The following is an 18,170-nucleotide window of genomic DNA, read 5'->3' on the forward strand; positions in this document are numbered from 1 at the left end:
CATGACCGTAACCGAGGAAGCCAAGGTGCTCGGCGCTGCCGACATCCAGAAGATTCTGGAGTTGCTGCCGCATCGCTATCCGTTCCTGATGGTGGATCGCATCGTCGACATCGACCGCGACGAAAGCGCCAGGGGACTGAAGAATGTCTCCTTCAATGAGCCGCATTTTCAGGGTCATTTCCCCGGGCATCCGGTGATGCCGGGTGTTCTGATCCTCGAGGGCATGGCGCAGACGGCTGGTGCAATCTGCATCGCCAATGCCGCCAAGGAAGGTCCGCCGCGCGTCGTCTATCTGATGACGATCGATGGCGCGAAGTTCCGCAAGCCGGTGGTCCCCGGCGACGTGCTCGAATACCACGTCCGCAAGACTCGTTCGCGCGGCGCGGTCTGGAAGTTCCAGTGCGAGGGTATCGTCGCAGGGACCAAGGTCGCAGAGGCTGAGATCAGCGCCATGCTGATTGATCAGTGAACGGAGCTTCATGAGCAACATTCATCCCACAGCCGTCATCGAGGATGGGGCGCGTCTCGGCGCCGATGTCCGTGTCGGCGCATTCTCCATGATCGGTCGCGATGTCGTGCTCGGTGATGGCGCGGTGGTTCACAACCATGTCTCGATCACCGCCCGCACGACGGTAGGCGAGGGCACGACGATCCATCCGTTCGCCTCGATCGGCGGCAATCCGCAGTCCGTCCACTACAAGGGCGAACCGGGCCTCGTGACGATCGGCAAGAACTGCGTCATCCGCGAGAATGTCACGATCAGCATCGGCTCGGTCGGCGAGCGCCGCGAAACCAAGATCGGTGATCGCTGCTTCCTGATGACCGGCGTGCACATCGCGCATGACTGCTCGCTCGGCAACGACGTCATCATGGCGAATTGCGCCACGCTCGGCGGCCATGTCGAGATCGGCAACAACGTCTTTCTCGGCGGTCTTTGCGCGCTGCACCAGTTCGTGCGCGTCGGCGATCAGGCGATCATCGGCGGCCTCTGCCCGATCTGGCACGACGTGATCCCGTTTGGCGCCGTCCGTGAGGGCGCGGAAGGCCTTGGCGGCCTCAACATCATCGGTCTGAAGCGCCGCGGTTTCGACCGCCCGGCGATCCAGCGCCTGCGCGCCGCTTATCGCGACCTGTTCTACGGCCCCGGCCAGCTGGCCGAGCGCATCGAGACCGTGGCCGGCCGATATGCCGACGACGCCAATGTCATGCATGTGGTGAACTTCATCCACAACCGCGGCAAGCGCCGGCTGACGGTGCCGCGCGGCGCCGCGACCGAACATCACGACGCGGACGCGTGAGAGGCAGGCCGTGACCGATGCGGCCCGATCCGTGCCGAGCGCGTCCGATCCGGGCACGCTCGGCATCATCTGCGGCGGCGGCGCCTTTCCCTTTGTCGTCGCCGAGGCCGCGCTCAAATCCGGGCGCAAGGTCTTCCTGCTGCCGATCCATGGCTTCGCCGACGCCGAGGTCGAGCGCTATCCGCATGAGTGGATTCACATCGGCGCCTTCGGCAAGCTGTCGTCGGCGCTGCGCAGCCATGGCTGCCGCCAGGTCGTCTTCGTCGGCACGGTGCTGCGTCCGAGCATCCGCAAGCTTCGCGTCGACTGGGGCTCGCTGAAACTGCTGCCGCGCGTGCTCGGCATGTTTCGTGGCGGCGACGACCATCTCCTTTCCGCCGTCGGGCGCATTTTCGAGGAAAACGGCTTCGAGCTGGTTGGAGCGCATGAGATCGCGCCCGAGATCCTGGTTCCGGCCGGCGTGCTCGGCGCGTTCGAGCCGAGCGCCGAAGATCTCGCCGCCGCGCATTTCGGCCGTGACGTCGTTCGCGCGCTCGGTTCCTATGATATCGGGCAGGGGGTCGTGGTTGGCGCTCGCCGCGTGCTCGCCGTCGAGGCGGCTGAGGGTACCGACCTGATGCTGGCGCGGTGCCGCGAACTGCGCGCCAACGGCCGGATCAAGCTGCACGGCAAGTCGGGCGTCCTCGTCAAGGCGCCGAAGCCCGAACAGAATCGCCGGCTCGACCTGCCGTCGATCGGTCCGCGGACAATCGAGCTTGCCGCCGATGCCGGTCTTGCCGGCGTGGCGGTCGAGGCGGGCGGCGTCATCGCCGCGGAGATCGAGGCCATCGTGCGCATAGCCGACGCAAGGGGCCTGTTCATCATCGGGCTCGATCCATGACGCTGCCGGCGGTCAAGCCGCTCGACGTTTTCATCATCGCGGGTGAGGAATCGGGCGACATCCTCGCAGCGGGCCTGATGCGGTCGCTGGCGGAGAAATGGGCGGGCGGCGTCTCCTATCGCGGCGTCGGCGGCCATCGCATGGCGGCCGCGGGCCTGCGCGGGCTCTATCCGATGGACGACCTGACGGCGATGGGCTTCAGCGCCGTGATCGGCAAGCTGCCGACGATCCTGAGGCGGATGCGCCAGACGGTCGAGGCGATCGTCGCCAATCCGCCCGAAATCCTCGTGCTTGTCGACGCGCAGGATTTCAATCGCCGTGTCGCGGGGCAGGTACGCCGGCGGCTGCCGCATCTGCCCATCGTCAAATATGTCGCTCCGACCGTGTGGGCCTGGCGACCCGGCCGGGCACGCAAGATGTACGGCACGATCGATCATGTGCTGGCGCTGCTGCCTTTCGAGCCGGAGGTGATGCGACGGCTCGGCGGACCGGAAACGAGCTATGTCGGCCATCCGCTCCTGAGCGAGATCCCGAGCCTGCAGCCGAGCGCCGCCGATCTGGCGCTGCGCAATGGCGAGCCGCCGATCGTGCTGGTGCTGCCTGGAAGCCGGCGCATGGAACTGAAGCGTCTTGGCGGGCCTTTCGGCGAGGCGCTCGGCCTGCTCAGGGCGCGCGGCCAGGATTTCAGGCTGGTGCTGCCGACCCTGCCGCGCCTGGTCGACATGGTCGCCGAGGCGACCCAGGACTGGCCGGTGCGGCCTCACATCGTAGCCGGCGAAGAAGCGAAGCTCGCGGCCTTCCGAACCGCGCGCGTGGCGCTTGCGGCCTCCGGTACGGTGACGCTGGAGCTGGCGCTGGCCGGCGTGCCGTTCGCCGCTGCCTATCGCGTTCCCGGCTGGGAGGCAAAGGTGGCGAAGCATCTCATCATCGGCCGCTTCGCAACTCTGCCGAACATCATCCTCGACGGTCCGGTCGTGCCGGAATTGATCCAGCATGATTGTACGCCGGCAAAGCTGGTCGAGGCGCTTGCGCCGCTGATACCCGACGGCCCGTCGCGCCAGGCGCAGCTCGACGGATTCGCCCGGCTGGACGCGCTGATGAGCACCGGCGGCGTGCCGCCCTCCGATCGCGCGGCGGAGTCGGTGCTCGGCGTGCTGGCCGCACGGGGCTAAGGGCAGGCGCATGTGGGCGCGGTTCATACCCGCACTCTCGCCAATGCTGCCGCGGACCCTTCATTCTCTCCGTCGTCATCCCGGACGTAGCGAAGCGAAGATCCGGGATCCATACAGCCGTATCATCGGCGAGCTGGGTCGGGTTCGCCGATGTCTGCGAGTGATGACGCGCAAGTTCCGCGCCGTCGCGCACCTCGGCTGAATGGATCCCGGGTCAAGATGACGGCGAGGGCGGGGTGAGACGGTGATTGTACGGGCCGCGCTCCCTCTCCCGCGCGCGGGACAGGGGTGGGGTGAGGGCCTTCTTCAAGGGCTGGCAACAAAAAAAAGGGCGCCCGGAGGCGCCCTTTTGCATTCAAATCGAACCGCCTTAGTGGCGCTTCGAGACCGGAACGTAGTCGCGCTGCGCTGCGCCCGTGTAGAGCTGGCGCGGGCGGCCGATGCGCTGGCTCGGATCCTCGACCATTTCCTTCCACTGCGCGATCCAGCCGACGGTGCGGGCGAGCGCGAACAGCACGGTGAACATGGTCGTCGGGAAGCCGAGCGCCTTCAGCGTGATGCCGGAGTAGAAGTCGATGTTCGGGTAGAGCTTCTTCGAGACGAAGTACTCGTCGTGCAGAGCGATGCGCTCCAGCTCCAGCGCGACCTCGAGGATCGGGTCGTCGGTGATGCCGAGCTCGCCGAGAACCTCATGGCAGGTCTTCTGCATGATCTTCGCGCGCGGATCATAGTTCTTGTAGACGCGATGACCGAAACCCATCAGGCGGAACGGATCGTTCTTGTCCTTGGCGCGGGCGATGAACTCGGGGATGCGATCGACCGTGCCGATTTCCTGCAGCATGTTGAGCGCCGCTTCATTGGCGCCGCCATGGGCGGGACCCCAGAGGCAGGCGATGCCGGCCGCGATGCAGGCGAACGGGTTGGCGCCCGACGAGCCGGCGAGGCGGACCGTCGAGGTCGAGGCGTTCTGCTCATGGTCGGCGTGCAGGATGAAGATCCGGTCCATCGCGCGGGCAAGGATCGGGTTCACCTTGTACTCTTCCGCCGGCACGGCGAAGCACATGCGCAGGAAGTTCGACGCGTAGTCGAGCGAGTTCAGCGGGTAAACGAAGGGCTGGCCGACATGGTACTTGTAGGCCATGGCCGCGATCGTCGGCATCTTCGCGATCAGGCGGAGCGAGGCCACCATGCGCTGATGCGGGTCCGAGATATCGGTCGAGTCGTGGTAGAAGGCCGAAAGCGCGCCGACCACGCCGACCATGACGGACATCGGATGCGCGTCGCGGCGGAAGCCGGTGAAGAAGCGCGACATCTGCTCGTGCACCATCGTGTGATAGGTGACGCGCTGATCGAAATCGGCCTTCTGCGCGGCGGTCGGCAGGTCGCCGTAGAGCAGCAGGTAGCAGGTTTCGAGGAAGTCGCCGTTTTCGGCCAGCTGCTCGATCGGGTAACCGCGATAGAGCAGCACGCCCTTGTCGCCGTCGATGAAGGTGATCTTGCTGTCGCAGGCGCCGGTGGACGTAAATCCGGGGTCGTAGGTAAAGCGTCCGGTCTTGGAATAGAGCGATCCGATGTCGATGACGTCGGGTCCGAGGGTGCCTTGCTTGACGTCGAAGTCCCAGGACTCGCCACCGACTGTGAGTGTCGCTTTGGTTTCGCTCATGAAACCTACCCCCTTGAATAATTGTTCTGTTCGGGCGGTTGCTCGCGCGCCTGTCAGGATGTGGATTTGGCAGCGCTGCCGAGAATTTTACGGACCGATGGGTATCCGATTTATTGCAGCGCGGCAAGCGGTCCGAAACTGGCCTATAATAAGGCTTTGATATCAAAGAGAAGGGCGGGCGGGCCCGGATCGGACCCGCCCGCGCAACAGGTTTTTCAGCTGATCTGGTCGGCGATGCGGCCGAGGCTTTCCTCGCGGCCGAGAACGATCAGCACGTCGAAGATGCCGGGCGATGTCGCGCGTCCCGTCAGCGCCGCGCGGAGCGGCTGCGCGATCTTGCCGAGCTTCAGCTCGCGCGACTCGGCGAACGCCTTGACCGCCTCTTCCGTCGCATCGACCGTCCAGTCGTTCACGCCGACCAGCACCTCGTGCACATCCTTCAGGAGCGCTCGGGCATTGCCGTCGAGGATGGTCGTCGCCTTCTCGTCCAGTGCAAGCGGACGCTGCACCATCAGGAAGTTGGCGCCGTCCTTGAGCTCGACCAGCGTCTTGGCGCGATCCTTCAGGCCGGGCAGGGCGAGACGGAGCTGTTCCAGCTTCTCCGGAGTCAGCTGCACCTCCATCGCCTCGCCGCCGGGCAGGTAGGGCAGCGTGTCGAGGAAGATCTTCATCAACGTCTCGTCGTCGGTCGCCCGCATGTAGTGACCGTTGAGGTTCTCCAGCTTGGCGAAGTCGAAGCGCGAGGCCGAACGGCCGACATCGACGATATCGAACCACTCGACCATCTGCTCGAGCGACATGATCTCGTCGTCGCCATGCGCCCAGCCGAGTCGGACCAGGTAGTTGCGCATCGCCTCGGGCAGGTAGCCCATGGCGCGGTAGGCGTCGACGCCGAGCGCGCCGTGGCGCTTCGACAGCTTGGCGCCGTCGGCGCCATGGATGAGCGGGATGTGCGACATCACCGGCACGTCCCAGCCCATGCCCTGGTAGATGATCATCTGGCGCGCGGCATTGGTCAGGTGGTCGTCGCCGCGAATGACGTGGGTGACGCCCATGTCGTGGTCGTCGACGACGACGGAGAGCATGTAGGTCGGGTTGCCGTCCGAACGCAGCAGCACGAGATCGTCGAGATCCTTGTTCGGGATCGCGACGCGACCCTGTACGAGGTCCTCGATCACCGTCTCGCCCTCGAGCGGCGCCTTGATGCGGATGGCGGGCTTGACGCCGGCCGGCGCCTCGGACGGGTCGCGGTCGCGCCAGGTGCCGTCATAGCGCGGCGCGCGGCCCTCGGCCCGCGCCTTCTCGCGCATCGCGTCGAGCTCGGCCGGCGTGCAGTAGCAGCGATAGGCCTTGCCGGCGGCGAGCAGCTCCTCGACCACCTCGCGATGACGCGGCGCGCGGGCGAACTGGAACACGGTCTCGCCGTCCCAGTCGAGGCCGAGCCACTTCAGGCCGTCGAGGATGGCGTCGATGGCGGCCTCGGTCGAGCGTTCGCGGTCCGTGTCCTCGATCCGCAGCAGCATTTTGCCGCCCGTATGCTTCGCATAGAGCCAGTTGAACAGGGCGGTGCGGCCACCGCCGATGTGCAGGAATCCGGTAGGCGAGGGGGCGAAGCGGGTGACGACCGGTTTGGACATGGACTGATCTCGATGTGCGGGGAGCCGCAAGGAAGCCAAGGGGCATGGAGTCTCGCCACTCGGCGATCTGCGGCAGGTCATGTAGCATAGGGTCGCGCAGGGGCCAAACGGGTTTGGAAACGCCCGGCCCGCTTTGCCCAGCTGCGAAAAGGCGGGGGCATGACTGAGCTCGATCCGCGCGAGAAGGAGGGGGTGCGCGATCCGCCGGACGCGTTGCGCGCCCGCCGACTGCTCGTGCCGGGCGGCGCCTCGCCGGCCACCCGCGCCGCTGCCGCGCTGGACCGCCTGCAGCTCGGCGCCGGCGCTTGGCTGGAGCGCGAGATCGAGGCGGGGCGCGGCTTTCCCTGGCTGCCCGTCCTCTTCGGCATCGGCGCCCTCATCTATTTCGCGCTGCCGTCCGAGCCGTCCTTCGCCGCGCTGGCGGGCCTCGCCGTCCTGCTCTGGGCCCTCGCGGTCTGGCGGCGGCAGAGCGCCGGCGCGGTCCGCCTGCTCATCGTGCTGGCGATGGCCGCGAGCGGCACGGCCGCGATGAAGCTCCGCACCGACAATCTGGCGACGCGGGTGCTCGAGCGGCAGGTGACGGGGACGGTCACGGGCTGGGTCGAGGACCGCAAGGCGCGGCGTGGCGGATACCGATTGACGCTGCGGGTCGCGAGCCTGGACGCAAGGCGCGTCACGACCGTGCCGCAGCGGGTCACCGTCACCGTGCGCGGCAAGACGGCGCCCAATGTCGGCGACGGCGTCTCCGTTCTGGCGCGGCTTCGGCCGGCTTCGGGGCCAGTGCTGCCGGGCGGCTATGATTTCGCCCGCGATTCCTATTTCCGCGGCATCGGCGCGACGGGCTTCGCCTATGGCGCGGCCAGGCCGGCCGACATCGGCCCAGCGCCGCTGTCGATCCGCCTGCGCCAGCCGCTGGAGGCCGTCCGCGAGGCGATCCGCGCCCGCATCGTCGCCGGCCTCGACGGCGAGAGCCGCTACATCGCCTCGGCGCTCATCATCGGCGACGCCGGCGGGCTGGCCGAGAAGACCGAGGACGACCTTCGCCTCTCCGGCCTCGCGCATGTGCTCTCGGTCTCCGGCCTGCACATGGTGCTGGTGACCGGCGTCGTGTTCTGGAGCGTGAGGGCCGGGCTGGCGCTGATCCCGTCGCTGGCGCTCCGGCGGCCCATCAAGAAGTGGGCGGCGATCGCGGCGCTGCTGGTCAGCGGCTTCTACCTGCTGATTTCCGGCCTCGACGTCGCCGCGCAGCGCTCCTTCATCATGACCTCGATCGTCTTCCTCGCCGTCCTGCTCGACCGGCGCGCGATCTCGATGCGCAATGTCGCGCTCGCCGGACTGCTGGTGCTCGCGATCACGCCGGAGAGCATCCTTTCCGCCAGCTTCCAGATGTCGTTCGCCGCCACGGTGGCGCTCGTCGCCGGCTTCGAGATCCTGGCCGACCGTCGCAGGCGCCGCGCCGAACCCGGCCTCGTTGGGAACCGCAGCGGGGCGGCGGCCGTCCCCCGGCGATTCGCCCTGTTCGTCGGCGGCATGGCGGTGACGTCGCTGCTCGGCGGCCTCGGCACCACGCCCTTCGCGCTCTATCACTTCCAGCGCATGGCGCCGCTGTCGATCCTCGCCAATGTCGCCGCGATGCCGCTGACCGACTTTCTCGTCATGCCCTTCGCGCTGCTCTCCGTGCTCGCCATGCCCTTCGGGCTCGAGGCTTTGCCGCTCTGGGTGATGGATTGGGGCATCGGCGGCATGCTCGGCGTCTCGGCGACGGTCAGCCTCTGGTCCGGTCAATCCGGCGGCGCGGCCATGCCGGGCGCCGCCGCGCTGCTCCTCTTCGTCGCCGGCTTCGTCTGGCTGGCGCTCTGGCACGAGCGCTGGCGGCTATTTGGCCTCCTGCCGATGTTGCTCGGCACCGCACTCGCCTTGATGCCGGCGCGGCCCGGCATCCTCGTCGCCGCGGATGGAAAGCAGCTGGCGATCCGTGGCGAGGATGGCGCCTATCGCATCGTCGCGGGCGATCCGGACCGCTTCATCAGCGAGATATGGCTGCGTTCGGACGGTGACGGCCGCGACGCCAGGGAGGCGGGCGTGGTTCAGGCGGGCGGCTGCGATGCGTCGGGCTGCGTGGGAATGTTGCCCGACGGCCGGCAGGTGGCGCTGGCGCTCGACCGATCGGCCTTCGAGGAGGATTGCCGGCGCGCCTCGCTGGTGGTGACACCTCTCGCCGCGCCCGAAAACTGCGCCCGCCATGCCGCCGTCATAGACCGCCATGTGCTGGCGCGCTCAGGCTCGATCGCACTGTCGTTCGCGGAGAAGGAGGAATCCCCGGGCCCGGCGCCGCAAGCCACGGTGCCCAATGCGCCGAAGCCAGATTCCTCGAAACTGGATGCTCAGAAGCCGTCAATTCCTGGCGCCGATGATGAGTTCGTCGGGCTCGCATCGGGACGCGGCTCGTCACGCTACGACATCGTCGAGCGAAATGCCGACGACGAGGACGTGCTCGCGCCAGAACCACCGGCCGAGGCCCCGGAAACCACAGCCGCAGCCGCGCCGCGCCCAGCCGTCGCTTTCGAGATCCGCGCCGCCTACCCGCCGGTGCGGCGTCCCTGGATGCCGGCCTATCAAGCGGAGCCGGCGGATCAGTAGGTGCGCAACAGGCCGACCAGCTTGCCCTGGATACGGACGCGGTCCGGTCCGAAGATGCGGGTTTCATAGGCCGGATTGGCGGCCTCCAACGCGATCGAAGCGCCCTTGCGGCGGAGCCGCTTCAGTGTCGCTTCCTCCTCGTCGACCAGCGCCACGACGATGTCGCCGGAATCGGCATTGTCGCTCTTGCGGATCAGCACCGTGTCGCCGTCGAGGATGCCGGCCTCGATCATCGAATCGCCACGCACCTCGAGGGCGAAATGCTCGCCGCCGCGCAGCATGTCGGGCGGCACGGCGATCACATGGCTCTGGGTCTGGATGGCCGAGATCGGCACGCCGGCGGCGATCCGGCCCATGACCGGGATGATCACCGGCTCGCCGGCCTCGTGCACGTCCTCCACCGGACGGGACTTGCCCAGGCTGCCCTCGATCACGCTGGGCGAGAAGGCCTGCTTTTTCGGCCGCGCCATCGCCGGCGTCATCGTCTCCGGCAGGCGGACGACCTCCAGCGCGCGGGCCCGGTTGGGCAGGCGGCGAATGAAGCCGCGCTCTTCCAGCGCCTTGATGAGGCGGTGGATGCCGGATTTGGAGCGCAGGTCCAGCGCGTCCTTCATTTCGTCGAAGGAGGGAGGGACGCCCGCTTCCTTGAGGCGCTCCTGGATGAACATGAGGAGTTCATACTGCTTCCGGGTGAGCATCTCGTTCTCGCGCTGCCAATCTTGCCAGGGATGACGACAGAATCGCCAAGGTACAAAACACGAACAGGATAGCTGTTCCCCATGTGTTCTGCAAGGCGATGGCTTGCGATGCGCGGCCGGGTTCGCGCGGGACGCGCGACTAGGGTGGCCCACGCGGTTGGGCACGGCGTGGCGGGGCGTCGTCGTCTGCTGTCGACCCCGGCGTGGGAGGTGGCCGCAGGCGTATCCTATTCGCCGATTGGATGTTTCCGGAGCGAGCCGAGATCCTGCATCCATAGGCCGCCATCGTCGACATGGGCGGGGTGGTAGAGGCGGTTGCGCGGGATCGTCTCGAAGGCGGCGTCCCGTTCCTCGGCCAGGTAGTCATAGCCGATCGGCTGGTCGGCGCGGTTCGGATCGAGGAAATTATAGAGGTCGCGCCGCGCCAGACGGCGTGCGGGGGCAATCATCTTGAGATGATACAGGTCAAGGTCGCAATGCCTTGTCTGGAAGCCGCCGTCCCTGGGAAACCAGAGGTCGTGCAGCCCCGTGTCCGTGCGCTCGGCCGGGTCGAACATCGTGAACAGGCAATAGCGGATCTTCTTCCCCCAGATGCCGTCGATGCGATAGGTCGTCGGCGTGTACATTTCCCGGAAGCGAAAACCCCAGGCGACGCGACCGGACTCGGCCATCAGTCGTCTGATCCGGGAGCGCACGCCGGCTTCGAAGCGCTCGTCCGGGTCAACGGCGAGGATCCAGTCCGCGCCGGCCTTTCGTGCCTCCTGAAGCAGGATGCGGCGACGGCCCGCCTCGGAACTGAACACGCCCGTGGCGGCGCGATCGTCGAACGCCACCCAGCCATCGACGATCGGCTCGATATTGGCGAGCAGGTTCGGTACGAGGTGCGCGTCGAAGCGGTAGCTGAAGACGGCGAACACCTGCGGACGACGGCGCCGCAGGGTGAGCCAGGGATGGCGCGGCGGCTGCGTCAGTCGCTTAAGGGTTATCATGCAGGGATTCCCGGCAATCGGTGGCGCGCCCTGTGCCGAGGTCGGAGGGCAGGAGACCCGAAAGCAGGGCCCCGGTGGCCCTGGCCAGGAGCGCCGCTCTGAGGATCGGCATGGCTTCAAGCACGGTCGCGAGTTCGTCTGCCTCGAGCCCCTGGCGCGCGAATTCGAGCGCAAGCGACGGCTGACGCAGGATTTCTTTCGCGATCTTGATCCGGCGGGCTCCGAAGACCTGCTGGCGCTCCTTGCCGTAGCGGACGCCGCGGCAGAACTGGTCGCGCAGGAGGGACAGAAGGCGCGTCTCGTTCAGATGCTCGGTCTGGATGCGCCCATCCCACACGGGCCTTAGGGGCGCGGGCAACCGTTCAAGGAACTCGGTGTCTTCGCCGCTTCTCAGGGTTTCATCGAACAGGCCGAACTCGTCGAACAGCGAGCGCTCATAAGAAGCGCCGAACCGGATCGTCTTCTCGGCCGGGAGCCGAGGCAGCCGGCGCATGAACATGCCGAGATGGGCGGCGCTGGCGACCCGGCTTTGCGGGGCGCTGTTGACGATGGCGCTGGCCACCGTCCGCGCGCCGGCCCCATGCGCCGCGAGCCGGTGCTGGATCCAGCCGGGACGGGCCCGGCAGTCGGCCGCGAGGAACGCCACGTAGCGCGCGCTGGTTTCGGCTATGCCCCGGTTGCGGGCGCCACCGGCGAACAGGCGCTCCCGATAGTCGAGGCACGGAACCTCGATGCCTTCGGCGCGCAGCACGTTGCGGACGGAGCCGCCACCGGAATTCACGACGACGATCCCCGTGGGTTCGCCCTGTTCCAGCAGCGATCTGACAGCCCCGATCACGTTCGACTGCGCCCTGTAGCTGAGCACGATCGTCGCGATGTCATTCGCCTTCAAGGATATCTCCCCGGATTGTCCCGGGAGCTGGCGCCTGCGCCCACCCTTCCTCGCCACTGCCCCCGCCGTCCATATCCATTCCAGGATGGCACCGGCCGAGCATAGCAGCCGGGGCCGGCCGGAATGGAGTGACCAACGTCACACCCGCGCAGCGCGGGCGCGGAACCCGGCGGCAGGGCTGAACTAGACCCGGCGTTGGCGATCAGGCCAGCTTGATCGGCGTCCGTCGCTGCGGACGCCGGGGGGCATCGGACCCTCGTGCTCCATGTCGACTTCAAAGGCCGAGGAGCGTGTGCACGGCGGCTGCATCGACGTGCCGGCCATAGTCGGCGAGCTGGAAGCTCTCGGCATGGGCTACCCTTGAGCCGTGCTCCGGACCGTACTTGGCCAGGATTTCCTCTCTCATCACGTCGGCCGACATGAATTCATGCCAGTGCGTCAGGATGAATTCGCGCCGCACGGCCCAATCCTCGCTCGCCGGGACCTTGTCGCGAAAATCACGTTCGAAGGGCGCGAACTCGAAGAACTGGGTGGCGTGCTCGGCGCAGGCTCTTAGCTTGCGCTCGATGCTGGCGTCCACGTCCACCACCACTTCGTGCTGGTGGGTGGCGAACGCGCCATAATCCGTCATCTTCAGGCAGACCGGCGCGACCGCGAGCGGCGGGTAGGCCGGCACGACATTGCCATTGGTGAAGAAGCCCGAGGCGTCGCGAACCGCCCGTCCTGCCATGCGATTATCGATATGGCCGGGCTGCTCGTCATGAAACGTGATCACGAGATCCGCCTGCCAGCGACGCACCGAGGCAATGATCGCCGTCCGCACCGCGATGTCGGCCATCAACTCGCCGTCATGGATGTCGAGGATCTCGTAGTCGAGCACGCCGAGATGGCGGGCGGCGGCATAGGCTTCGCGCGCACGGCGCCGCTTCAGGGGCTTGCGCGCCATTTCATAGTGGCCGGCGTCGCCATTGGTCAGCGACAGGAACTTGATCGCCGCCCCCTTGTCCGCCAGTCGCGCGCAGGTCCCGCCGGCATAGAGCTCCGCCTCGTCGGGATGGGCTTTCACTACGATGACCTTCAGCGGATATGTCATGGGGGCGCTTTTCCTTGCGACGACTTCGGCGCAGTCGCGCCATGGATGGGGTGAGGGGGAGGGCTCTCAGGGCTGGCCGCGCGCGGCGCTGCCGCCGGCAAACAGCCGCTCGCGGGCATGGTCGAGCGCCAGCTCGATGGCCCCGGCCCTGACCGCATTGGAGCCCACAGCCGAGGGGACGATCTGCGGCATCGCGATCGGGAGTCTCGCCAGGACCTGGGCCACGCCGCGCGAAAGCCGACGGCCAGCCGCGTGGCCGATCGCTCCGCCCAGCACCACCATCTCGGGATCGAGAATGCCGATCGCGCCGGTGAGCCCGGCCGCGACCCGGTAGGAAAGGTCCGCAAAGAAGGCCGCATGACCGTCGCCGCCGGCAGCCCGCGCGATGGCGGCGGCGGCATCCTCGCCGTCGAGCCCATGCTCGGCAGCGAGCGCCGCGACGGAGGCCGGGCTTAGAAGGTCCTCGAGCAGCGCCATGCGTACGGTCTCGCCCGGCGCGGCGAGCCGATCGGGAACCATCGTCCCGCCCAGTTCGCCGGCCATGCCGGTGTAGCCGCGCAGCAGCTTGCCGCCGATGACGGCGCCGGCGCCGACGCCGTCGCCGATCCAGAACAGGATGAAGGACTGCACGCCCTCGGCCGCGCCGGCCGACATCTCTTCAAGCGCGACCAGATTGACGTCGTTCTCGATGATCACGCGGCGGTGGCCGACGACGCTTTCAAGCGCCTCGGGAATATGAAAGCCTTCCCAGTTCGGCAATTGCTGGCCGCGACGCAGATTGCCGCTCTCGGTATCGACGATGCCGGGCAGGCCGACGACCAGCTGATCGATGTCGCGCGCAGCAATTCCGGCTTGGCGGGCAACGTCGTCGATGACGTCGACCAGACGCTCCCGCGCGTCGTAGCGCTCGCCCGGCTGGCCGTGCCGATTCACCGTGGCGATCGTCTGCCCGGCGATGTCGGCGATGGCTGCGTGGATGCCATGCGCGGAGACGTCGATGCCGCCGACGAAGGCCGAGGCCGGCTCGATGCACCAGAGCCCCGCCTTCGGCCCGAAGCTGCCGGCCTTCTCGCCGTCGCGCCGGATCAGCTCGGCCGCCTCCAGGCGTCGCAGAAGCTCCGACATCGCCGGTTTGGACAGGCCCGTGAAGGCTTCCAGCTCCATGCGCGTCAGCGGCCCCTCCGAGAGGAGGCGCTTCAGGACCGCGCGTTCGTTGAGATTTCGCAGCAACCGTGGGCTGCCGGAGAGTGCCTGCATTTCCATCCAACTACTGTCTGGTAACTTTCTTTACAGTCTGTTACGAGTAATTCGCTCGGCCTGTCAAGCGTACCAGATCTGATGGGCCCCTCGGCCTCAAAAACGAGCTGCGCCTTGGAGACCCGGCCTCGCGATGGGCGCATCGCGCGGAAGCTGGCGGCCATATCGTATACAGTTTATTTGAATTATCGTACGCGAAGATTTTATTTTTAGTACCCAATTGACAGTTGGATCGTGCACGTTAGCGTTATCGAAGAAATACAGGCCGGGCGGAAACGCTCCGGACCAACTCAGCCCCGGAATGGGGCCAATGAAAAAACAGGCAGACTTCCTTCCAGATCAGGAGACAGAAATGATGGCTTGGAGATCAGCCGCGCTGGCGGCGCTATTGGCGGGCGTGTTCATCGCCCCTGCCGAGGCGGGAACCCTGCGATGGGCGCCGCAGCGCGACATCGTCTCGATGGACCCGTATTCGTTCGGTGACACCTTCACGCTGTCGGTGCTCAACCACGTCTACGAGGGCCTGGTGCGCTATGACAGCAAGCTGCAGATCGAGCCGGCATTGGCCGAGAGCTGGGAAGTCGTCAATCCGACGACCTGGCGTTTTCACCTGCGCAAGGGCGTGAAATACCATGACGGCGCCGATTTTACCGCCGACGACGTGCTCGCCTCGCTGAAGCGCGTCAGCGACCCGAACTCGCCCCTGCGTGGCAACCTGCCTTCCTATGTCTCATCGAGCAAGGTCGACGACTACACGGTCGACATCGTCGTCACCGAGAACTACCCGCTGCTGCTGAATGACCTGACCAACATCCACATCTTCGATCAGGGCTGGTTGGTCACGAACAAGGCGGAAGCTCCGACCGACGTCGCCAAGGGCGTCGAGGGTTACGCCACCAGCCATGCCAACGGCACGGGTCCGTTCAAGTTCGTCTCGCGCAAGCCCGACGCCGAGACCGTGTTCGAGGTCAATCCGGACTGGTGGGACAAGCGCCAGCACAATGTCGACCGCATCGTCATGACGCCGATCACCTCGGCGGCGACGCGCGTCGCGGCGCTGATCTCGGGCGAGATCGACTTCACCAACCAGGCGCCGCTGCAGGACATACCCCGCCTTGAAGCGTCTCCCGACCTCAAGGTTCTGTCGAACAGCGAGCTGCGCACGATCTTCTTCGTGATGAACCAGACGCCCAAGGCGTTCGAATCCGACGTGACGGACAAAAACCCGCTGCAGGACATCAAGGTCCGTCAGGCGCTCTATCACGCGATCGACGCCGATGCGATCCAGAAGGTCGTGATGGCGGGCCTCTCCCGCACCACTGGTTCTCTCGTCTCGCCCTCCATCCCGGGCTATGTGCCCGAGCTCGACAAGCGTCTCAGCTACGATCCGGAACTCGCCAAGAAGCTGCTGGCCGAGGCCGGCTATCCCGACGGCTTCTCTTTCTCGTTCCTCTGCCGCAATACCGAGTTCGTCAACGAGGAACAGATCTGCCAGGCGGTCTCCGCGATGTGGGCCCGTGTCGGCCTGCGTCCGAACCTCAATCTCGGCCCGACCACCATCCAGGACGCCAAGTTCGACGCCGGCCAGTTCGATGTCGGCACGCTGGGCTGGGCCAATGAGCCGATGATCGACAGCTACTCGATCCTTGTTCAGGTCGTTCACTCCAAGACGGGCAATGCCGGTGTGTTCAACTGGGGCGGCTGGAAGGATGCGGAGATCGACGCGCTGATCGACAAGGCCGGCGCCACCGTGGATCGCGACGAACGCCTCGCCCTGCAGGCCAAGGCACTGTTGCGCGCCAACGAGTTGTCGATGTTCATTCCGGTTCACCAGCAGCCGATGGCCTGGGCGACCGGCGCCAACATCGAGAGCGTCCTGCAGCTCTCCGACAACAAGCCCCGCCACTGGCTGACCCGCATGACGGAGTAGCCTGCGCCGCGTCCCCTCGGGACCGCCGCGTCTGGCGCGGCGGTCCATCCTGATTGCGGTCGAAGTTCTGCTCCGCTGGAGACACGCCGTTGCTGCTGCTCATCATCAAGCGCATGGCCAATGCCATCTTCGTCATCCTGGCGGTGGCGCTGCTCGCCTTCACCATTTTCAAGTTCCTCGGCGATCCGGTCCAGCTCATGCTGAACCCGCAGGCGACCCAGGAAGAGCGCGACATGCTCACCGAGCGGCTGGGCCTCAACGACCCGGTCCCGGTCCAGTTCGCGAAATTCGTCTTCAACGCAGCGCGCGGCGAATTCGGCATGAGCTACCGCAATCAGATGCCCGTCATGGAGGTGATCGCCGAGCGCTTCCCCGCCACCTTCGAGCTGGTGCTGGTATCCTCGATCATGGCGCTCCTGATCGGCCTGCCGCTCGGTGTCTTCGCTGCCATCCGCGGCGGCACGGTCATGGCCCGAATCTGCCACCTGATCTCGATGATCGGCGTCTCGGTGCCTGCCTTCGTCATCGGCATCATGCTGATCCTCGTCTTCTCGATCGAACTCAAGTGGCTGCCGGCCTTCGGACGCGGCAAGGTGGTCGATCTCGGCTTCTGGACGACGGGATTCCTGACCCCGAGCGGCCGGGCGGCGCTGGTCATGCCGGCCATCTCGCTGGCCCTGTTCCAGATCTCCTTCATCATGCGGCTGGTCACGGCCGAGATGCTCGAGGTGCTGCGCACCGATTTCATCCGCTTCGCCAAGGCGCGCGGCCTCAAGGCCCGCGCGATCTACTTCCGGCACGGGCTGCGGAACTGCCTGATGCCGGTAGTGACCATGACCGGCATGCTGATCGGTGACCTGATCGCCTTCACGCTCGTCACCGAGATCGTCTTCCAGTGGCCGGGCATGGGCTTCCTGTTCGTGCAGTCCGTCCAGTACGTCGATATCCCGGTCATGGCGGCCTACCTCATGATCGTCTGCTTCATCTTCATCACCATCAATCTGATCGTCGATCTGATCTATGTCGTGGTCGACCCGCGCGTCGATCAGCTCGTGCGCGGAGGCGGTCATGGCCACTGAACTCTCGCCGGCCCGGTCGCGCCTCGCCGCGCGCCTCGCGACCTTCCTGGACAGCGATCTGGTCTGGAGCTTCCGCCACAGCCCGATGGCGATGCTCTCGGCCGCGCTGCTGGCGATCGTCGCCTTCACCTCGCTCCTCGCGGCGTGGCTGATGCCGCAGAACCCCTTCGACATCACCCAGCTTTATCTCGACAAGGCGAACCTGCCGCCGATCTGGGTCGAGGGCGGCCAGATGCCCTATCTGCTCGGCACCGACATGCAGGGTCGCGATATCCTGTCGGCCATCGTCTACGGATCGCGCATCTCGCTCGTCATCGGGGTTGCGAGCGTGGCGCTGTCGATGACGATCGGCGTATTCGTCGGGCTGCTGGCCGGCTATGTCGGTGGCGCGCTCGACAATTTCCTGATGCGCATAGCCGATGCGGTCATGTCGATCCCGACGCTCCTGGTCGCGATTCTGATCAGTGCGCTGTTTCGCGGCCTTCTGCCGGTCGCCTATCGCGATGCGGCGGCGCCGCTGATCCTCGTCGTCGCCCTCGCGCTCACCAGCTGGGTCGTCTATGCGCGCATGATCCGCGCCGCCACCATGGTCGAGGCCGGCAAGGAATACGTGCTCGCCGCGCGCATCATCAAGGTTCCGCGCCGCCGTATCATCGTGCGCCACATCCTGCCGAACGTTCTGACCGCGGCGCTCGTCACCGCGACGCTCAATCTGGGGCTCGCCATCCTGGCGGAGGCGACGCTCTCTTTCCTCGGCGTTGGCATGCCCAGCGCCCAGCCTTCGCTCGGCACGCTGATCCGCATCGGCAACCAGTTCTTCTTCTCGGGCACCTGGTGGATCGTCCTGTTCCCCGCGCTCCAGCTCACCCTGATCATCCTGGCCGTGAACCTGCTCGGCGACTGGCTGCGCGACGCGCTCAACCCCAAACTGAAATAGGCACC

15 protein-coding genes are annotated in these 18,170 nt (G+C 66.5%); 8 read left to right on the plus strand and 7 right to left on the minus strand.

Features of this window, described 5'->3' with window-relative positions:
• The first annotated feature begins 1 nt into the window (after position 1).
• From fabZ to lpxB, 4 genes are read left to right on the plus strand one after another with little or no spacing between them, the layout of a single operon-like run.
• Positions 2-469 (plus strand): 3-hydroxyacyl-ACP dehydratase FabZ, encoded by a 468-nt coding sequence (fabZ, locus tag OSH07_RS18130; RefSeq protein ID WP_266340090.1) that lies wholly within the window; start codon positions 2-4, stop codon positions 467-469.
• Between the two features lie 10 nt (positions 470-479).
• The gene (gene lpxA / locus OSH07_RS18135; protein WP_266340091.1) at positions 480-1,298 is read left to right on the plus strand and encodes an acyl-ACP--UDP-N-acetylglucosamine O-acyltransferase; all 819 of its coding nucleotides are present in this window, start codon (positions 480-482) and stop codon (positions 1,296-1,298) included.
• A gap of 10 nt (positions 1,299-1,308) precedes the next feature.
• On the plus strand, positions 1,309-2,178 hold the full coding sequence (locus OSH07_RS24475; RefSeq protein WP_266340092.1) for a UDP-2,3-diacylglucosamine diphosphatase LpxI domain-containing protein: 870 nt from the start codon (positions 1,309-1,311) through the stop codon (positions 2,176-2,178).
• A complete protein-coding gene (gene lpxB / locus OSH07_RS18145) occupies positions 2,175-3,350 on the plus strand; it encodes a lipid-A-disaccharide synthase (RefSeq protein WP_266340093.1) in 1,176 nt (391 codons plus the stop codon). Before OSH07_RS24475 ends, lpxB begins: the two co-directional genes overlap by 4 nt.
• Positions 3,351-3,720: 370 nt before the next feature.
• Here the strand turns inward: lpxB and gltA are convergent, their stop codons facing one another.
• Positions 3,721-5,013 (minus strand): citrate synthase, encoded by a 1,293-nt coding sequence (gene gltA / locus OSH07_RS18150; RefSeq protein WP_266340094.1) that lies wholly within the window; start codon positions 5,011-5,013, stop codon positions 3,721-3,723.
• 215 nt (positions 5,014-5,228) lie between these two features.
• Positions 5,229-6,650 carry a glutamate--tRNA ligase gene (gene gltX, locus OSH07_RS18155; protein ID WP_266340095.1) on the minus strand — a complete coding sequence of 474 codons (1,422 nt, stop codon included), beginning with the start codon at positions 6,648-6,650 and terminating at the stop codon, positions 5,229-5,231.
• A gap of 159 nt (positions 6,651-6,809) precedes the next feature.
• Between gltX and OSH07_RS18160 the strand changes: the two genes are divergently transcribed.
• Positions 6,810-9,290: a ComEC/Rec2 family competence protein gene (locus tag OSH07_RS18160; RefSeq protein WP_266340096.1), complete on the plus strand. Its 2,481-nt coding sequence runs from the start codon at positions 6,810-6,812 to the stop codon at positions 9,288-9,290.
• Here OSH07_RS18160 and lexA read toward each other — a convergent pair.
• From lexA to OSH07_RS18185, 5 genes are all read right to left on the minus strand, one after another.
• On the minus strand, positions 9,284-9,988 hold the full coding sequence (gene lexA / locus OSH07_RS18165; protein WP_266340097.1) for a transcriptional repressor LexA: 705 nt from the start codon (positions 9,986-9,988) through the stop codon (positions 9,284-9,286). The genes OSH07_RS18160 and lexA overlap by 7 nt on opposite strands.
• Positions 9,989-10,215: 227 nt before the next feature.
• Entirely contained in the window at positions 10,216-10,977 is a 762-nt protein-coding gene (locus OSH07_RS18170) for a glycosyltransferase family protein (protein ID WP_266340098.1), read from the minus strand.
• Positions 10,964-11,869, minus strand: a complete 906-nt coding sequence (locus OSH07_RS18175; protein WP_266340099.1) for a glycosyltransferase family 2 protein — start codon at positions 11,867-11,869, stop codon at positions 10,964-10,966. The genes OSH07_RS18170 and OSH07_RS18175 overlap by 14 nt, the downstream gene beginning before the upstream one ends.
• A gap of 274 nt (positions 11,870-12,143) precedes the next feature.
• Positions 12,144-12,962 carry a PIG-L deacetylase family protein gene (locus tag OSH07_RS18180; RefSeq protein ID WP_266340100.1) on the minus strand — a complete coding sequence of 273 codons (819 nt, stop codon included), beginning with the start codon at positions 12,960-12,962 and terminating at the stop codon, positions 12,144-12,146.
• Between the two features lie 66 nt (positions 12,963-13,028).
• Entirely contained in the window at positions 13,029-14,225 is a 1,197-nt protein-coding gene (locus OSH07_RS18185) for an ROK family transcriptional regulator (RefSeq protein ID WP_266340101.1), read from the minus strand.
• A gap of 346 nt (positions 14,226-14,571) precedes the next feature.
• Between OSH07_RS18185 and OSH07_RS18190 the strand changes: the two genes are divergently transcribed.
• The 3 genes from OSH07_RS18190 to OSH07_RS18200 all read left to right on the plus strand — a co-directional run bounded on the left by OSH07_RS18190 (position 14,572) and on the right by OSH07_RS18200 (position 18,165).
• On the plus strand, positions 14,572-16,149 hold the full coding sequence (locus tag OSH07_RS18190) for an ABC transporter substrate-binding protein (RefSeq protein WP_266340102.1): 1,578 nt from the start codon (positions 14,572-14,574) through the stop codon (positions 16,147-16,149).
• 89 nt (positions 16,150-16,238) lie between these two features.
• Complete coding sequence (locus tag OSH07_RS18195; protein ID WP_266340103.1) at positions 16,239-17,228, plus strand: ABC transporter permease; 990 nt, start codon at positions 16,239-16,241, stop codon at positions 17,226-17,228.
• Complete coding sequence (locus OSH07_RS18200) at positions 17,218-18,165, plus strand: ABC transporter permease (protein ID WP_266340104.1); 948 nt, start codon at positions 17,218-17,220, stop codon at positions 18,163-18,165. The genes OSH07_RS18195 and OSH07_RS18200 overlap by 11 nt, the downstream gene beginning before the upstream one ends.
• Positions 18,166-18,170 lie beyond the last annotated feature (5 nt).

The organism is Kaistia nematophila (assembly GCF_026343855.1).
Classification (GTDB): Bacteria; Pseudomonadota; Alphaproteobacteria; order Rhizobiales; family Kaistiaceae; genus Kaistia; species Kaistia nematophila.

Excerpts from the sequence above, each read along its gene's own strand:
- OSH07_RS18185 (WP_266340101.1), bottom strand. The coding sequence starts at position 14,225 with ATGGAAATGCAGGCACTCTCCGGCAGCCCACGGTTGCTGCGAAATCTC.
- fabZ (WP_266340090.1), top strand. The coding sequence starts at position 2 with ATGACCGTAACCGAGGAAGCCAAGGTGCTCGGCGCTGCCGACATCCAG.
- OSH07_RS18180 (WP_266340100.1), bottom strand. The coding sequence starts at position 12,962 with ATGACATATCCGCTGAAGGTCATCGTAGTGAAAGCCCATCCCGACGAG.
- OSH07_RS18160 (WP_266340096.1), top strand. The coding sequence starts at position 6,810 with ATGACTGAGCTCGATCCGCGCGAGAAGGAGGGGGTGCGCGATCCGCCG.
- OSH07_RS18190 (WP_266340102.1), top strand. The coding sequence starts at position 14,572 with ATGATGGCTTGGAGATCAGCCGCGCTGGCGGCGCTATTGGCGGGCGTG.
- gltA (WP_266340094.1), bottom strand. The coding sequence starts at position 5,013 with ATGAGCGAAACCAAAGCGACACTCACAGTCGGTGGCGAGTCCTGGGAC.
- OSH07_RS18170 (WP_266340098.1), bottom strand. The coding sequence starts at position 10,977 with ATGATAACCCTTAAGCGACTGACGCAGCCGCCGCGCCATCCCTGGCTC.
- lpxA (WP_266340091.1), top strand. The coding sequence starts at position 480 with ATGAGCAACATTCATCCCACAGCCGTCATCGAGGATGGGGCGCGTCTC.
- OSH07_RS18200 (WP_266340104.1), top strand. The coding sequence starts at position 17,218 with ATGGCCACTGAACTCTCGCCGGCCCGGTCGCGCCTCGCCGCGCGCCTC.
- lexA (WP_266340097.1), bottom strand. The coding sequence starts at position 9,988 with ATGCTCACCCGGAAGCAGTATGAACTCCTCATGTTCATCCAGGAGCGC.
- lpxB (WP_266340093.1), top strand. The coding sequence starts at position 2,175 with ATGACGCTGCCGGCGGTCAAGCCGCTCGACGTTTTCATCATCGCGGGT.
- gltX (WP_266340095.1), bottom strand. The coding sequence starts at position 6,650 with ATGTCCAAACCGGTCGTCACCCGCTTCGCCCCCTCGCCTACCGGATTC.